The sequence below is a fragment of the Paenibacillus caseinilyticus genome, assembly GCF_027533645.1.
GTDB lineage: Bacteria > Bacillota > Bacilli > Paenibacillales > NBRC-103111 > Paenibacillus_G > Paenibacillus_G caseinilyticus.
Genome location: NZ_JAQAGY010000006.1, coordinates 73,059 through 88,690 on the forward strand (window position 1 = coordinate 73,059; position 15,632 = coordinate 88,690).

At 54.7% G+C, this 15,632-nt stretch carries 16 protein-coding genes; all 16 read right to left on the reverse strand.

The features are described 5' to 3' along the window. Positions 1-131 precede the first annotated feature (131 nt). The 16 genes from O9H32_RS11120 to O9H32_RS11195 are packed head-to-tail and all read right to left on the reverse strand — an operon-like array spanning position 132 to position 15,615. Complete coding sequence (locus tag O9H32_RS11120) at positions 132-1,541, reverse strand: DUF342 domain-containing protein (protein ID WP_269866162.1); 1,410 nt, start codon at positions 1,539-1,541, stop codon at positions 132-134. Between the two features lie 24 nt (positions 1,542-1,565). Next, positions 1,566-2,348 carry a FliA/WhiG family RNA polymerase sigma factor gene (locus O9H32_RS11125; protein ID WP_269866163.1) on the reverse strand — a complete coding sequence of 261 codons (783 nt, stop codon included), beginning with the start codon at positions 2,346-2,348 and terminating at the stop codon, positions 1,566-1,568. Positions 2,349-2,365: 17 nt separating this feature from the next. Then, a complete protein-coding gene (locus O9H32_RS11130) occupies positions 2,366-2,800 on the reverse strand; it encodes a hypothetical protein (protein WP_269866164.1) in 435 nt (144 codons plus the stop codon). Between the two features lie 2 nt (positions 2,801-2,802). After that, complete coding sequence (locus O9H32_RS11135; RefSeq protein ID WP_269866165.1) at positions 2,803-3,297, reverse strand: chemotaxis protein CheD; 495 nt, start codon at positions 3,295-3,297, stop codon at positions 2,803-2,805. Further along, positions 3,294-3,914, reverse strand: coding sequence for a chemotaxis protein CheC (locus O9H32_RS11140; protein WP_269866166.1), 621 nt, complete (start codon positions 3,912-3,914; stop codon positions 3,294-3,296). The genes O9H32_RS11135 and O9H32_RS11140 overlap by 4 nt, the downstream gene beginning before the upstream one ends. A gap of 6 nt (positions 3,915-3,920) precedes the next feature. Then, on the reverse strand, positions 3,921-4,382 hold the full coding sequence (locus O9H32_RS11145; protein ID WP_269866167.1) for a chemotaxis protein CheW: 462 nt from the start codon (positions 4,380-4,382) through the stop codon (positions 3,921-3,923). 50 nt (positions 4,383-4,432) lie between these two features. Next, entirely contained in the window at positions 4,433-6,502 is a 2,070-nt protein-coding gene (locus O9H32_RS11150) for a chemotaxis protein CheA (protein ID WP_269866168.1), read from the reverse strand. 47 nt (positions 6,503-6,549) lie between these two features. Further along, positions 6,550-7,698 carry a protein-glutamate methylesterase/protein-glutamine glutaminase gene (locus O9H32_RS11155; RefSeq protein ID WP_269866169.1) on the reverse strand — a complete coding sequence of 383 codons (1,149 nt, stop codon included), beginning with the start codon at positions 7,696-7,698 and terminating at the stop codon, positions 6,550-6,552. 45 nt (positions 7,699-7,743) lie between these two features. Continuing rightward, positions 7,744-8,616, reverse strand: a complete 873-nt coding sequence (locus O9H32_RS11160; RefSeq protein ID WP_269866170.1) for a MinD/ParA family protein — start codon at positions 8,614-8,616, stop codon at positions 7,744-7,746. Next, positions 8,609-9,922: a flagellar biosynthesis protein FlhF gene (flhF, locus tag O9H32_RS11165; protein WP_269866171.1), complete on the reverse strand. Its 1,314-nt coding sequence runs from the start codon at positions 9,920-9,922 to the stop codon at positions 8,609-8,611. Before flhF ends, O9H32_RS11160 begins: the two co-directional genes overlap by 8 nt. Further along, on the reverse strand, positions 9,919-11,952 hold the full coding sequence (gene flhA, locus O9H32_RS11170) for a flagellar biosynthesis protein FlhA (protein ID WP_269866172.1): 2,034 nt from the start codon (positions 11,950-11,952) through the stop codon (positions 9,919-9,921). The genes flhF and flhA overlap by 4 nt, the downstream gene beginning before the upstream one ends. Before the next feature lie 35 nt (positions 11,953-11,987). Next, positions 11,988-13,082, reverse strand: coding sequence for a flagellar biosynthesis protein FlhB (gene flhB, locus O9H32_RS11175; RefSeq protein ID WP_269866173.1), 1,095 nt, complete (start codon positions 13,080-13,082; stop codon positions 11,988-11,990). A gap of 27 nt (positions 13,083-13,109) precedes the next feature. After that, positions 13,110-13,895, reverse strand: coding sequence for a flagellar biosynthetic protein FliR (gene fliR / locus O9H32_RS11180; protein WP_269866174.1), 786 nt, complete (start codon positions 13,893-13,895; stop codon positions 13,110-13,112). A gap of 12 nt (positions 13,896-13,907) precedes the next feature. Further along, entirely contained in the window at positions 13,908-14,177 is a 270-nt protein-coding gene (fliQ, locus tag O9H32_RS11185) for a flagellar biosynthesis protein FliQ (RefSeq protein ID WP_269866175.1), read from the reverse strand. Between the two features lie 24 nt (positions 14,178-14,201). Next, on the reverse strand, positions 14,202-14,972 hold the full coding sequence (gene fliP, locus O9H32_RS11190) for a flagellar type III secretion system pore protein FliP (RefSeq protein ID WP_269866395.1): 771 nt from the start codon (positions 14,970-14,972) through the stop codon (positions 14,202-14,204). Beyond that, positions 14,965-15,615 carry a flagellar biosynthetic protein FliO gene (locus O9H32_RS11195; protein ID WP_269866176.1) on the reverse strand — a complete coding sequence of 217 codons (651 nt, stop codon included), beginning with the start codon at positions 15,613-15,615 and terminating at the stop codon, positions 14,965-14,967. The genes fliP and O9H32_RS11195 overlap by 8 nt, the downstream gene beginning before the upstream one ends. Positions 15,616-15,632: the final 17 nt, after the last annotated feature.

Here is a 15,632-nt window from a genome sequence, read left to right on the forward strand (position 1 = left end):
TGTGCTGACAGCGGTCTCATCATACGGAGCTTGTTTGCTTCAGGCCGTTTCCTCTATTACTTATGTAGGGCCCCGTGGAACTCACCGGGCTTATGAATCAGGATACATGGCCTTGCGGGTCAGAAAAAACGTCATACGATCGGGATCATGGCGATATCGCCTTCCTGCAGCATGAACCGTACTCTCTGGGAAGTGTCTTTGACGAACTTGGTATACCGGCCGATGACGATCTTCGTTCCGCTGTATGCATAGGCAAGAGCTTCTACCCGCGCACGCTCCGAGTCCTCAAGCGATTTCTCAATCTCGAGAATCCGTTCCTTGCAGGTATTAACTTCGTCGCGGCCCTGCTTTTTCGTATGGTTCAGCTTGATGCGCATGCTCATCTTGTCCGGGCTAAGCTGTCCCGCCGCCGCGAGCTGGTCGAGAAGCGACAGTGCCTTGTCCGTTTTTTCGAGGTTCTCCATGTACACCTTCAGCTGTGTGCGGAGTGCCCCCAGCTCGTTGCGAAGCTCGGGCAATACGCCTACCTCAAGCGTAGTAGGTGTCGACATGGAATTGCCGATGGTCCGGGCTGCCACACGCTCGCCCGCCTGGATCATGCCGCCGACAATCAGCCCCTTGGCCCCTGTGCATATCACCTGGCGCCCTGCTCGAATCTGAGAGTGCATGATGCTCTGGGTAATTACGACTTCTTCTCCCGCCTCGACGGTAGCATCCTGAACGAATGAACTCTTAATCCGCCGCCCCGCACGGATAAGGCCTTTGTTATGGCCGAGAATGCCCGCGGTAATCTCGATGGAGCCTTCCGCTTCCAGATCCGCGGCCTCCACGCTTCCCGTGATCCGGATATCGCCTGCGGCACGGACCCGGAAACCCGGCAGCACGTTGCCGCGAATGACGACAGTTCCGACAAAATCGATATTCCCGATGTTATAGTCAATGTCGCCGTTGACTTCAAAGATCGGAAAAACATTGATCTTATCCCGGTCCGTTTTGGACACCATGCCGTCGATGGCTGCGTACATCGCCAGCTGGTCCGGGTCGGTGACCACGTTCTTGCCGATTTTAAAGCGCGCTTCCTTGCCGTCTTTGGAAAATAACGGTTCACCCGTAACGGCGCGCCCTTCTATACTCTTAACCGCAGGAAGACGTTCTGCAATCAGCTGCCCTTTGCGAACATTATGGATCGCAGTCACTTCTTTGTAGTCCACCGTACCGTCTTCAAGCTCAAGGGGACGCTTCGATTTGTCATCGAGGTCGAATAAGGTCTTGATGCTGCCGTCCACTCCCTCTTGAGGGGCATCACCTGTGGCAATTACCGTTTTGGACAAGAAGAACGCCTGCGGATGGTTCACGATCTCCGCTACCTTGCCTTCATCGATACCGTGGACAATGTGACTTGCTTCGAGCAGCCCTGCAAACTGTTCCTTCGTTACTGAGAACGCTTCGTCACAATTAGAAAACTGTACGTAAGCCATCAGCTTATCGTCGGACACGGTGATGTCCATATAATAAGTAAGAGGCATTGTCTGATCGCTCATCATCATTCCCCGCTTCCCATCCTGCTATTCTTCGAACAATTGATCTTTATAACGTCCTAGAGCTCCTCTGAGTCTCAAGATTGCCTTCGAGTGCAGCTGCGATATTCTGGATGGGGAAAGGCTCATGACTTCGGCAATCTCGCTTAAGGACAACTCTTCAAAATAGAAGAGAGATACGACTGTACGCTCCTTCTCCGTGAGCTTCTCGATGGCTTTGGCCAGCGTTTCCTTCAGGTGAAGTTCGTTTACTTTGGATTCCGGATTCTTCGCCTTCTCATCCACGAGCAGAGACAAACGCGTCTCGGAATCCTCTTCGCGGATCGGATCGTCGATTGAACAAACTGCGGTTACGGCAATATCTTGAACCATCTGCTGGAACTCAGTCTCGCTCACGTTGAGGTATTCGCTCATCTCGGAGTCGGTTACCGAACGCATGTACTTCTGTTCGAGCTTCTGGTAGGCTTCTTCTACTTTCTTGGCCTTCTCCCGTACGGAACGGGGCACCCAGTCCCCTTGACGCAGACCGTCGATAATGGCACCGCGGATACGCCAGGAAGCATACGTCTCAAATTGCAGGCCGCGGTCATAGTCAAACTTCTCGATGGCATCGATGAGCCCCATGGCGCCGAAGCTGGCCAGGTCCTCTTTTGCGACGTTCTTAGGCAGTCCAATGGACAGCCGGCTCGAGACATAGTCAACAAGCGGCAGGTACGTTTCGATCAGCGTCTGTTTGGCCGCAGGGATCTTCTGCTCTCTCCACTGCTTCCACGTTTCAATATTGGCCAGATGGGATTTTTGAGTGATCATTAGTGGTTGTCACCATCCTATTCTTCAGACATTTGTCGTACCGCTTGCGCTAACTCTTCCGGTGTCGGTTGAACTTTCGTCGAGAGCTTCGGCGGCGTCAGAGGGGCGAAGCCCGGCTCCGGCGGCGCAGTGCCGCTCATGCTGCCCTTGAGCATCTGGTGAAGCTCTGCATCCTGGTCAGGCGTCATAGCGTCATAGGCGGAGCCTTTGCCCTCTTCCTCGGCAGGAGGAGCAGCGGGCATGACCGAGGGCTGGGGTGCCGGCAGGCCATTCAAGCCTGCGATGGTGCCGAGCAGCCAGCGGCATCCGAAGACGAGCAAGAAGAGAACAATGAAACTGTAACAGCTGCGTACTATCGTGGTCAACCAGATGTTATTGGGAATGGAGAGCACAAAGGTTATAAGGAAGGCCGCTAGCCCGGCGTATAAGTTCCATCGCAATGATCCGATCATAGTTACAGTTCCTTCACTCCGTGTTGTACGCTGCGTATGCTCAGCAGCCCGGTTTCGCAGTTGAATTCGATCGTACGGCCGAAGCTGCCTCCGGTGTCCTCCGCTTTCAGCGGAATGCGGTGCTCGTTCAAAAAGGCTTTGCAGGATTCCACATTGCGCGGCCCGATTCGCATCGTCTCCGACTGGCTGCCGAACGAGAACATCTGCGCCCCGCCAGCCATCTTCGCTTCCATCCGCCGCACCTGCGCGCCAAGTTTTTCCATCATCCGGACCATCTCCGGAAGCGCGGTATCCGCATACTTGGCAATGTTCAGCGTACCTTCCCTGGCAATCTCCGAGGAGGGCAGCATGACATGCGCCATTCCCGCTACCTTCGCCGTGCTGTCGTATAGCGTAATTCCGACACAGGAGCCGAGACCCGTCGTTTTGAGCACCCCGGTCTGATGTGCGACGTTCAGGTCGGCCATGCCTACTTTAATGAGGTTATCCTGAATCATGAAGTCCCCACTCCCAGCGCCTTGAAGATTTTGGGGAAGGATTCCGGATCGGGGATCAGGAAGAAATGACCTTCCACTTCTTCTCTGCCGTCCAGGAATTTCGTATCGATCAGCAGCGCTTGATCCCCCATTTGACCGAATTGGAGGAGCCCGTAGCCCAGAATGGCACCCGCCATGTCTATAGCCAGCGAAGGAACCGTGGGCTGCATGTTGAGCTGGGTAAAATCGGCAAGTGAGGAGAGGTATGACCCTGCCATAATATTGCCGATCTCGTTGAGCGCCGACATCTCCATCTCGGTGTACCCCTCATCGCTCACCACTTCGATGCCGGCCAGGCTCTTCAGCAGTTTCTTTGCGGATTCCTGCGAAAGAATAAAGAACAGGTTGCCCGGCGTCTCCCCTTCGACCCGGAGGAAGATCGCAATCACGATCGCCTCTGCCCCTCCGACACTGTCGGCCACCTCTTCGAAGGGTACCATCCGCACCTTGGGAACCAGCATGTCGACCGGCTTGTCCATAAGCTTGGACAAAGCCGTCGCTGCATGCCCTGCGCCGATATTGCCAACCTCTCGGAGCACATCCATCTGAAAATCGGCGAACGATTTGAAGGTATCCAAGAAAATCTACTCCTCTATAATATCCAATTGGACGATCTCATTTTTGCTGAGCACTTCCTTGAGATTGAGGAGAATCAGCAGACGGTGCTCGCCGACCTTGGCGATCCCCTGCAGATACTTGGCTTTGATGCCTCCTACAATCTCGGGCGGATCGTCGATCAGCTCCGGGTCGACGTCGATGACATCATTGGCCGAGTCCACGATCATGCCGACTTCGAGGTCTTCCACACCTACGATGATGATTCTGGAATTATCGGTATACTGCGTTTCGGGGAAACCGAACCGGCCGCGAAGATCGATGACCGGCGTTACCACGCCGCGCAGGTTAATGACACCTTTGACAAAGCCGGGAGTTTTGGGTACGCGAGTCAGCGGCTGCATGCGCTCGATGGTTCTTACTTTCTCGACTTCCACTCCGTACTCTTCCTGTGCCAGTGCGAATACGATGACTTTCAATTCCTCACTCATGCTTTCCGCCTCCTAAGGGTTGAGCTCTCATGCACTCCGCAAGTAATACTTTATTTGAAAAGCGCATTAGTGTCTATGATTAATGCTACTTGTCCGTCACCTAATATCGTAGCGCCGGATACCGCGAACAAGCTCGTCAGATACTTGCCGAGGGTCTTCAGAACGATCTCCTGCTGCCCGATGAATTCGTTGACCGCAAGCGCCGCAAGCTTTTCGCCTTTGCGGATGACCACCATTTGGATCTCGTCGTCGGTGAGCTCGCTGCCGCCCGGCACATCGAACAATTCGGCGAGCGGGATTAACGGGATGACGCTGGTGCGATATTCCACCATCGGATTGCCGTGTACGCTGCGCAGCTGCTCTTTGCGAATGGCCATGGTTTCCACAATCGATGTCAGCGGGATCGCATACTTCTCGCCATGGATCCGGATGAGCATCGCGGAGATAATGGACAGCGTCAGCGGCAGCTGGACCGACCATTTGGAGCCTTTGCCAAGCTTCGCATCGACGTGAACGTGGCCGCCGAGGCTCTCGATCTTCGTCTTGACGACATCCAGGCCTACTCCGCGTCCGGAAATGTCCGAAATTTTGTCCGCTGTAGAGAACCCCGGGGCAAAAAGAAGCTGGTATACTTCCTCGTCGGACATCCGTGCCGACTGTTCCTGGCTGATGACCCCATTCTGGATCGCCTTCGATAACACCCGATCCCGGTTGATCCCGCGGCCGTCGTCCTCGATCTCAATGAAGACATGGTTGCCGCTGTGGTATGCGCGGAGATTAATCGTACCGGTCTCAGGCTTACCCAAGGTGATACGCTCGGCATACGGCTCTACCCCGTGGTCCACCGCGTTGCGCAAAAGGTGAACCAGCGGATCGCCGATCTCGTCGACTACAGTCCGGTCCAGCTCGGTTTCGGCGCCGGTAATGATCAAATCGACTTTCTTGTCCAGCGTCTTCGCCACGTCCCGGATCATCCGCGGGAACCGGTTGAAGACCGTATCGACAGGAACCATCCGCAGCTTCAGCACGATGTTCTGCAGATCCGTGCTGACCCGCGCCATATGCTCTACGGTTTCGGTGAGCTCATTCTTGTGAATCTCGCTTGCAAGCTGTTCGAGCCTTACACGGTCAATCAGCAGCTCGCTGAACAAGTTCATCAGCATGTCGAGACGCTCGATGTCGACGCGGATGGTCCGGTTGGCTACCGGGGCCCCGCCGGCAGCCGGCTTCTTGGCTTCGGCCGCAGGAGCCGCCTTCTGCGCGTCCTCTGTACCGGTAACCGGAGCCGCCGCGGCTGCTTCCGGCTGAGGAGCTTCCGCTGCACCGACAGACACTTTCATGTAGTCGTCCAGCTTGGCTTTGTCCAGAGCAACCAGGTCGACCTTGTCGATCTCGGATACGTCGGACACCTGCTTGTGGAGTAATTCCTTCTCCAGCTGCGACACGTAGTAGACGGTGAAGGAATTTTCGAACCGCTCCTGCTCGATATCCTCCACGGAAGGCGTCGACTTGATCACCTCGCCGTTTTCTTCCAGCACGTTGAAGACCATATAGGCGCGCGCCGCTTTCAGTACGCAGTCCTGACGGACGGTGACTTCCATGCGGTAGGCCGGCATGCCGGTTTCGATGGACTGATGCAGGACCGAATACTGGAACTCGTCGAGCTCGCTGCCGCGGGCAGGGGCTCCGCTTGCTGCTTCCGCAGGAACCGCTGCTGCAGCTGCTGCGCCCTTTTTATAATCGCCGGAGACGATGGATTTCAGTGCTATAACGATGTCCGTCACGTCCGCTTTCCCCGTACCGCCTTGGATGACATCCTCTACCATGGATTCGAGCGAATCCAAGCTTTTAAAGATGCAATCGAAAATAAAGGAATCCATCTTGAGCTTGTTGTTGCGGACGAGGTCGAGCACATTTTCCATTTCGTGGGTCAGCGAAGCCAAATCCTCGTAGCCCATCGTGGCGGACATCCCTTTCAGCGTATGAGCCGACCGGAAAATGTGCTGTACGATGCTGATGTCTTCCGGGCTGGCCTCCAAGCTGAGCAGATGCTCATTCATAGCCTGCAGATGATCCCTGGACTCATCGATAAACATCGAGAGATATTGATTCATTTCCATAACCACACCTCCAATAAGAATAGGTATTTATGTAATCCGGCCGGGGACTAGCGTCCCACCGACTGGATCAGCATGCCAGCAATCTGCTGTTGAGGCACCACGTGCATAACGCAGCCGAGCTCCACGGCTGCACGAGGCATGCCGTAAACCACACAGGTTTCTTCTGATTCTGCGATGGTTGTAACTGCGCCGGCCTGCTTCAGAGCCTGCATTCCCTTCGCTCCGTCGGCGCCCATCCCTGTCATGATGGTGATATGGCGTTTGAGTTCTTTGAGCGGCAGCAGCGATTCGAACATCGTATCGACGGACGGCCGATGGCCGCCGCGCGGCTCATCTTTCGAGAGGTGGATCTTGTAAGACTGGCTGCCGTTGCGGGCTACGGTCATATGGAAGCCCCCTGGGGCCACGTAAGCCGTTCCTCTCTCGAGGATCATCCCGTTCTCCGCCTCCACCACCTTCAGCTTAGAGATGGAATCCAGGCGCTGTGCCAAGGATTTGGTGAAGTTAGGAGGCATGTGCTGGACGATCAGTACCGGCGCCGGGTACTGATCCGGCATGTCCGAGAGCACCTGGTGAAGGGCCCGCGGGCCGCCCGTCGAGGTGCCGATCGCCACCAGATGGTCGAAGCTCTGAAGGCCAGCATCGGAGCGGGAGCGTTCCGGCGGCTTGACGGACGGTGTATCGGTCCGTGGAAGCGGCGGAGCAGACGCTGCGGAGGGCTTGGCTGCCGGTTTGGGCGCCGGTACGGCAGGAGCCGCCGGCGCGCTCCACGATACGCTCGTCACCCGTCTGACTTTGGCCTTCACGGCGGTATGGAGCTTCTCTAGCAGCAGCTTCTTCACCTTGTGCAGATCCAGTGAGATGGAACCCGATGGCTTGCCGACGAAGTCGAAGGCTCCCCACTCGAGAGCACGAATCGTCTCCGACGCCCCTTCCTGCGTCAGAGAGCTCAGCATGATCACCGGAACCGGATGGTCCTTCATGATCAGCTTGAGCGCTTCCAGCCCGTTCATCTCCGGCATCTCGATATCCAGCGTAACGGCGTGCGGCTTCAGCTTCTTAACCATTTCTACGCCTTCTTTGCCGTTCTTCGCGACACCGACGACCCGGAAGGCCGGGTCTTCGGAGATGAGATCCGTGATGATTTTGCGCATGAAGACCGAATCGTCCACAACCAATATGTCAAACGGCGCCATACTACCACTCCTTTTGCGTTTGTCGTTCACGAATACCCGGAACGGCTACTGCTTCAACATTTTCATCATCTTGTTCAGGAAGCCTTTGATGGCCCCCTTCTCCTGCTGGGCCGGGATATGGCCGGCTATAAAATCATCCGCCAGATCGTTAATGGACTTTGAAGCCGCGCTGTCCGGGAAGGCCACGGTAAAAGGCACCTGTTTTTTGACGGCTTTGGAAACCGAGCTGTCATCGACCACGTAACCCAGTGTCGGAATATCCAGACTTAAGAATTGTTTGGCAACCATGCTGATTTTATCCGCCGTCTGTCTTCCTTCCCGCCAATCCGTTACCCGGTTGACGACCAGCTTGAAAGGAATTTGATAATTCATGGAGTTGACCATCTTGATAATCGCGTACGCATCGGTAATGGATGTCGGCTCCGGGGTCGTGACGACGATCGTCTCCTGGGCCGCTACGATGAATTTGAGCGTTTCTTTGGAAAGACCGGCGCCCGTATCGAAGATAATGACATCCACATGACCGTTGAGCTGCTCCACTTGGGCTGCGAAGTAATCGAGCTGTTCGTCAGATAAGCGGATCAGATCGTTGAACCCTGAACCTCCGGCGATGAACTGCAGATCGTTGTATCCTGTGTGGATGATTTCCCAGATGGTTTTCTCCCGCTTGAGCAGATGATACAAACTGTATTTGGGCGATACACCCATTAGCACATCGATGTTCGCAAGACCAATATCGGCATCGAAGACGAGAACCTTAAGTCCTTTTTTCTGAAGGGCGAGAGCAAAGTTCAAAGTAAAGTTCGATTTGCCCACGCCGCCCTTGCCGCTGGTGACCGTAATGATCCGTGTCGCCCTGTCACCGGCCGTCTCCTGCGTCTTTATGAGATTCCGCAGTCCCTGTGCCTGATCATTCATGGTTGTTATCCTCCAGAATCAAGTCGATCATGCGCATCTCATCGAGTTCTTCAATATCGTCGGGCACATTCTGGCCATTGGCGATATAGGAGGTTTGCAAACCGAAATCCCGAATCAGATTGATGATGGCGCCGAAGGAATCCGTTTCGTCCATTTTGGTAAAAAGAACCTTATCGAGCTTAAATTTGCTGAAGTTGCTTGTAATGACTTTCATATCTTTATATTTGGTCGTCAGGCTCAGCACGAGGAAGGTCTCGCTTTGGCCGCCGGACTTCAGCAGCGCGTTGAGCTCCGATACATACATTTCGTTACGGAAGTTGCGGCCCGCCGTATCCATGAAGATCAGATCGCGGTCCTTTAGATTCTCGAACGCTTTGCCGAGATCCAGAGGGGAGAACACCACCTCCAGAGGCACGTTCAGGATGGTGGCATACGTCTTGAGCTGCTCTACAGCAGCGATCCGGTACGTGTCCGAGGTAATGAAGCCTACCTTACGCCCATGCTTCAATACCTGCTCAGCGGCCAGCTTGGCGATCGTCGTCGTCTTGCCGACGCCCGTCGGCCCCACGAAGTGGGCGATCCGCGTGTCGCGCTTAATCGACTTCGTGCCTTTGGACTGCATGAAATTCATAAGCTGCCTGCGGATCGAAGTCAGGACGAAGTCCTCAGTCAGCGGCTTCGGCTCCTCTTCCGCGTCTTCCATTACCTGGGACACCAGCTGCTTCACGAGCAGCGGATCGACTTCCTGCTCCAGCAGCCGCTGTTCCACAGCTTCGACGGCAGGGTCTGTCGGCACCTGCAGCGCTTGGTGACTCGAGAGCTTTCTCATCATTTCTTTCATCTGCCTCAGTTCGCCAAGCACATCCTCGCCGGGGGTTTCGGGCCTGGAGAGCGGAGCCTGTGGTGCCTGAGATGCCGGCTGGACTGCCCGCGGAGCGGGTGCAGGAGCCGAAGGAAAGACATCCGGCACATCGGGGAATGCAAGCGGCGCCTCGTGCCGTTCTGCCTGCGGAGGCGCGCTCGGCGCGCCGTAGGCGGATGCAACACTCGATCTCGGAGCGGTCGCCACAGGGGCGGCCGGCTTCGGCATCGTAGCGACGCTCGATGCGGCAGCGGACGGAGTACCGCTGGGGGAAGCGGTATCCGTCGCTGCGATGACTTCGATCTTCTTTTTGGTGAACATCCCGAGGAATCCGCCGGAGCGGATTTCCTTCGTATTGATGATGACGGCATCTTTGCCCAGATCCGTTCTGATCTTCTGAAGGGCATCCGGCATGGAATCCACGACATATCGTTTTACTCTCATAAGTTCACAACCCCCATGCTTTGGATTTCAACGTTAGGCTCCAGCTCGCTGTAAGACAATACCGGGATATCCTGCATCGTGCGTTCCAGCAGCTGTCTCAGATACATCCGGATGGTCGGCGAAGTCAGGACAACCGGCTGCTGTCCGGCTTGGAGCAGCTTCGTCACTTGATCGCTGATCCGCTGGTAGATCACTTGCGTCGATGCCGGGTCGAGCGCCAGGTAGCTGCCCTGATCGGACTGCTGCACGGACTCGGCAATTTTCTTCTCGAGGCTCGGACCGACGGTAATCACCTTCAGGGAATCGCCGGCCGCGGCGAACTGCTGGGTAATCTGTCTCGAGAGCGCTTGTCTGACATACTCGGCCAGAATTTCGTGGTCCTTCGTATAAGTGCCATAATCGGCAAGCGTCTCTAATATGGTAACCAAATCCCGTACCGATATTTTTTCGCGGAGCAGTTTGACCAAAACTTTCTGCACATCGCCTGTCGACATTACGTTCGGAATCAGATCGTCGACCAGCGCAGGGTAGTTCTCGCGCACATTCTCGATGAGCGCTTTGGTCTCTTGGCGTCCGAGCAGCTCATGCGCATGCTTCTTGATAATCTCGGTAAGATGCGTCGCCACCACGGACGGAGGATCGACCACCGTGTAACCCGACAGCTCGGCGCGTTCCTTCGTCGCCTCGTCGATCCAGAGGGCCGGGAGACCAAAGGCCGGCTCCAGCGTATCGATCCCCGTGATCGAATCGTCGTCGTAGCCCGGGCTCATCGCCAAGTAGTGGTTCAGGAGCAGATCGCCTCGTGCCACGATGTTGCCTTTGATCTTAATAACGTACTCGTTAGGCCGCAGCTGGATGTTGTCGCGGATCCGGATGACCGGAACGACAACGCCAAGCTCCAGGGCACACTGGCGGCGGATCAGAATGATCCGGTCGAGCAGGTCGCCGCCCTGCTGGGTGTCGGCCAGCGGAATGAGGCCGTAGCCGAATTCGAACTCGATCGGATCCACCTGCAGCAGGGAGATGACGCTCTCGGGGCTGCGCACTTCTTCGATCTGCTGCTCTTCTTCGAGCTGCACATCCGCCATTTCCTTCTTCGCCGCGTTCTTCTGCAGCTTGTTCGCCGCAAAGGCCAGGAGACCCGCGATCGGCAGCGTGACGGTCAGATGAATCGGAGTAAAGATACCAAGACCGGCCACCGTAGCTGCGATGATATAAAGCAGTTTCGGATATGCCGTCATCTGTTTGGTCAAGTCATGCGCAAGGTTGCCTTCCGAGTTCGCACGGGTCACGATAATACCCGCAGCGGTAGAAATCAGCAGCGCCGGGATCTGGGAAACGAGTCCGTCACCGATAGTCATCAATGAATACAGTTTTCCCGCTTCTGACAGGGACATTCCTTTCATCGTCATCCCGATGATCAAACCGCCCATAATGTTGATGAACAGCATAATGATACCCGCAATGGCGTCACCTTTTACGAACTTACTCGCACCGTCCATCGCCCCGTAGAAGTCCGCCTCGCGGGAGATCTTCTCACGACGCTCTTTGGCTTGCGTCTCGTTGATGAGACCGGCGTTCAAGTCGGCATCAATGGCCATCTGCTTACCCGGCATCGCATCGAGTGTAAATCTCGCCGCAACTTCCGCTACGCGTTCGGAACCTTTGGTGATTACGATGAACTGGACAAGGACCAAGATAATAAAGATGACGAAACCGACAACCAGGTTACCTCCGGCTACGAACGACCCGAAGGTCATAACGACGTTACCGGCATCGGCGTTCGCAAGAATGTTCCGGGTCGTAGAGACGTTCAGCGCGAGCCGGAACAAGGTGGTGATGAGCAGCAGCGCCGGAAAGATCGAGAACTCGAGCGATTCTTTCGTGTTCATCCCGATCAAAATAATTCCGAGCGCAAGGGAGATATTAATAATGAGAAGGACATCAAGCAGCCAGATCGGAAGAGGCACGACCATCATCAAGATAATGCCGATCACGCCGACCAGAACGACTAGGTCTTTGGGTTTCATGGCTTGGCCCCCTTATATTCCTTACCCGTAACGGGTTAATTTGCTTTGCCTTTCATCTTATACACATAAGCCAGTACTTCGGCCACAGCCTGGAACATGTCGCCCGGTATGGGTTCGCCGATCTCCACCTGCGCATACAAGGCACGGGCAAGCGGCCGGTTCTCCATAATCATGACGCCGTGCTCCTTGGCTTTCTCACGAATCTTGAGGGCCATAAAGTCGGTACCCTTGGCCACCACGGTCGGGGCGCCCATCTTCGACGAGTCATACTGGATCGCCACCGCAAAGTGGGTCGGGTTCGTAATGATAACGTCGGCTTTAGGGACGTCCTGCATCATCCGCTGCATCGCCATCCGGCGCTGCTTCTCGCGGATCTTGCCTTTGATATGAGGGTCACCCTCGGTCTTCTTATATTCATCCTTGATATCCTGCTTCGACATCCGCAGGCTCTTGGCGTGATCGTAGCGCTGATACATGTAATCGAAGAGTGCAAGAGCGATCAGAATGCCGCCGATCTTGAGGCCGAGCATCATCGTAACGGACGAAGCATAGAGCACGATCTCTTCGAGTGGCAGATGAGCCAGCTGCATAATATTCGAACGCTCGTTCATGAGCGTGTTATACACGACTATGCCGATAATGGTCATCTTCAGGACCGATTTCACAAAATCGACCGCAGCCCGGGGCGAGAACAGCTTCTTGACCCCTTCGAGCGGATTGATCTTGCTGAACTTGACCTTAAGACCGTCACCGGTAAGCAGGAAGCCGATCTGCATGTAGTTGCTCACTACTGCCATAAGCATGGTCGCTCCAAGAATGGGACCAAGAATGAACAGGAGCTCGACCACCACTTTCTCTACTAGAACCATAACACTATCGATCGATAAATTCATTAGTAAGTAGTCGCTAAAAATGGAACGAATAAGTCCGATGAGATGTTCTTTCATGAATCCGCCGAACAGATAAAAGGTCAAGAAGGAGAAGAATAAGATAAAGGCGGCCGAAAGGTCCATACTTTTGGCGACTTGCCCTTTCTTTCGGGCATCCTGCAGTTTCTTCGGAGTTGCGGCTTCCGTCTTCTCTCCGGAGAACAGCTGCAGGTCCATTCTTAGACGAAGTGTCGCAGCCATGCAAGAATCCCCTCCATTCCTCAGCTTTTACCCGGCGGCCGTGAATAGGCCGAAGAACTTGCCCATCGAATCGAGCATCGTGCTGAACAAATCTTTGAAAATCACTTCATACCCCGGAAATAACAGAATCAGCAGCAGAAACCCCAACAGCATTTTGACCGGAAGGCCGATCACGAAGATATTGAACTGCGGCGCTACACGGGCCAGAAGACCAAGACCGACATCTGTCAGAAACAGGGCAACAACCAAGGGAGCCGCCATCTGAAACGATAAGGCGAAAATCGTGGTGAAGGTTTTGACCATGAAGTCGGATAGCTGCCCGTTGTACGCTTTAGCGAACGCCTCATTATTAAGCGGCACCCACTCGTAACTTCTCATGATGGCTTCGAGCAGGTAATGATGACCGTCGAATCCCAGAAACAGCAGCAGTGCGATCATGTATTTGAAGTTGCCTACGAGCGGGCTCTGGGTTCCTGTCAAAGGATCTAGCACGTTCGCCATACCGAACCCAATAGCGATATCAATGAACGATCCGGCAATCTGCAAGACCGAGATAAACATATAGGCAATGAAGCCCAGGCACAACCCTACCAGCACTTCGCGGACAATGGACAGAACATAGAGTGAATCCATCGCCACTGGCGATGCCGCTCCCGTACCGAGATAGGCGATAAAAGCCACGAAGAACGAGATTCCGATCTTCATCTGGGCCGGCACGTTATGCGCTGAGAAGATCGGCGCAATGACGAAGAAAGCGGAGACCCGGCAGAAGAATAAGAGAAACCCGGGCAGATTCACAGCAAGCTGATCCATGATACCCACAACCTATCCAACGTATTTGTAAAGGTTACTCATCAGGTTGTATGTGAAGTCCACGAGGGTGGTCATGATCCAGGGACCGAATACGAGCAGGGCCAGCAGGACAATGACGATCTTAGGAACGAACGCCAAGGTCTGTTCCTGAATCTGCGTGGTAGCTTGGAAGATCGAGATCACCAAACCGACGACCAAAGCGAGCAGCAGCATCGGCGCGCTGGCTTTCAAGGTGATGTATACCGCTTCGCCCGCCAGACGAATTACGAACTCTGAACTCATGTGGCCACCTCCTCGTGGGTCTGTCTATGCATTATAACTGAGCAGAAGAGACCTTACAATGAGGTACCAGCCATCTACTAGGATGAACAATAATATCTTAAATGGAAGCGAAATCATGACCGGCGGCAGCATCATCATCCCCATCGCCATCAAGGTGGATGCAATGACCATATCGATGACCAGGAACGGAATGAAGATCATGAAGCCCATCTGGAAAGCCGTCTTGAGCTCGCTGATCGCGTAGGCCGGCACGAGCGCCGTGAGCGGCGTGTCCTCTACTCCCGTCGGCGGTGCCGCCTTGGAATAATCGAGGAACAGCTTCAAGTCTTTTTCTCTCGTATGCTTGAACATGAATTTCTTCATGGATACGGATGCCGTGCTGAATGCCTGAGTCTGGCTGATCTCCCCCCGCATATAAGGCTGAAGGGCCGTCTGGTTCACTTCCCCGAAGGTCGGTGCCATGATGAAGAAGGTGAGGAAGAGCGCAAGTCCGATAAGCACTTGGTTCGGCGGCATCGCCTGCGTTCCGAGCGATGTCCGGACAAAGCTCAGGACGATGATGATCCGGGTGAAGCTTGTCATGAGCACCAGGATCGCCGGAGCGATACTGAGTACCGAGATGAGCAGCAGAATCATGACCGAGTTGGAACCGCCCTGCGCGCCGTTGTTGGCTGTCCCGCCAATATCGATATTGATACCGGGAATCGGATCGGCCGCATAAGCGTGTCCGCCGGCAAGCGGCAGTACGATCAGCAGGAGGAGCAGTGTCAGCAGGAGCTTGCGCTTGTTATTCATCTTGGTGTTTCCCATGTTTATCATTCAACCGTTCTGCATTGGAATCTTGATTCATCATCTCTTCCATCATTTTCTTGCGGCCGGCAACCCCTTGCATCTTGCTGTGGAACACCTGCTGAAAGGAAGCGGTAACATCCACCTCTTCCTCTTCCACGGGCGGTTTGCGCAGATTCTTCAGCCAGCTCATTGCCGATTCCAGTCCCGGAGCCGCAAAGTTCTGCGTCGATACGTTCATCATCTCAGTGATGGACTCCACCTCGGCCTGATCATCGATCTTCTCTAGCAGTTGAATGTTTTCTCCGACACCCACGATATACAGCGAGCGCCCGATTTCTACAACCTGGATCGATTTGTTCTGGCCCAGCGGAAGTCCTCCCAGGGAGCGGATCGACCTTCCGGTCATCCAGCTATTTCTTTTGGCGAGAACCTTCATGATCAAGAAGAAGATTCCGATAATAATAATAAGAAAGAAAATGACTTTGACAATCATAACGAGGGTATCTCCTCCGCTTCCTCCGCTGGAAGCAAAAGGGTCCGAAACATCCGGTGCAGCAGCACCGGGGGTCTCGGACCCTTTTTCCGATGCTGCGAAGCAAACAGCAGCGGTTGCTGCTGCTGTTTGCATGCCCAGTGTCGCGATCATGAATAGCAGTTTGGCAG

What these genes read in the sequence shown, in the direction of transcription:
- flhF (WP_269866171.1), bottom strand. Translation starts at nt 9,922, where the DNA reads ATGAGAGTAAAACGATATGTCGTGGATTCCATGCCGGATGCCCTTCAG.
- O9H32_RS11150 (WP_269866168.1), bottom strand. Translation starts at nt 6,502, where the DNA reads ATGGAAATGAATCAATATCTCTCGATGTTTATCGATGAGTCCAGGGAT.
- O9H32_RS11130 (WP_269866164.1), bottom strand. Translation starts at nt 2,800, where the DNA reads ATGATCGGATCATTGCGATGGAACTTATACGCCGGGCTAGCGGCCTTC.
- flhB (WP_269866173.1), bottom strand. Translation starts at nt 13,082, where the DNA reads ATGGCTGCGACACTTCGTCTAAGAATGGACCTGCAGCTGTTCTCCGGA.
- O9H32_RS11125 (WP_269866163.1), bottom strand. Translation starts at nt 2,348, where the DNA reads ATGATCACTCAAAAATCCCATCTGGCCAATATTGAAACGTGGAAGCAG.
- O9H32_RS11120 (WP_269866162.1), bottom strand. Translation starts at nt 1,541, where the DNA reads ATGAGCGATCAGACAATGCCTCTTACTTATTATATGGACATCACCGTG.
- fliR (WP_269866174.1), bottom strand. Translation starts at nt 13,895, where the DNA reads ATGGATCAGCTTGCTGTGAATCTGCCCGGGTTTCTCTTATTCTTCTGC.
- O9H32_RS11155 (WP_269866169.1), bottom strand. Translation starts at nt 7,698, where the DNA reads ATGGCGCCGTTTGACATATTGGTTGTGGACGATTCGGTCTTCATGCGC.
- fliQ (WP_269866175.1), bottom strand. Translation starts at nt 14,177, where the DNA reads ATGAGTTCAGAGTTCGTAATTCGTCTGGCGGGCGAAGCGGTATACATC.
- O9H32_RS11145 (WP_269866167.1), bottom strand. Translation starts at nt 4,382, where the DNA reads ATGAGTGAGGAATTGAAAGTCATCGTATTCGCACTGGCACAGGAAGAG.
- O9H32_RS11160 (WP_269866170.1), bottom strand. Translation starts at nt 8,616, where the DNA reads ATGAATGATCAGGCACAGGGACTGCGGAATCTCATAAAGACGCAGGAG.
- O9H32_RS11135 (WP_269866165.1), bottom strand. Translation starts at nt 3,297, where the DNA reads ATGATTCAGGATAACCTCATTAAAGTAGGCATGGCCGACCTGAACGTC.
- flhA (WP_269866172.1), bottom strand. Translation starts at nt 11,952, where the DNA reads ATGAAACCCAAAGACCTAGTCGTTCTGGTCGGCGTGATCGGCATTATC.
- fliP (WP_269866395.1), bottom strand. Translation starts at nt 14,972, where the DNA reads ATGAATAACAAGCGCAAGCTCCTGCTGACACTGCTCCTCCTGCTGATC.
- O9H32_RS11195 (WP_269866176.1), bottom strand. Translation starts at nt 15,615, where the DNA reads ATGATCGCGACACTGGGCATGCAAACAGCAGCAGCAACCGCTGCTGTT.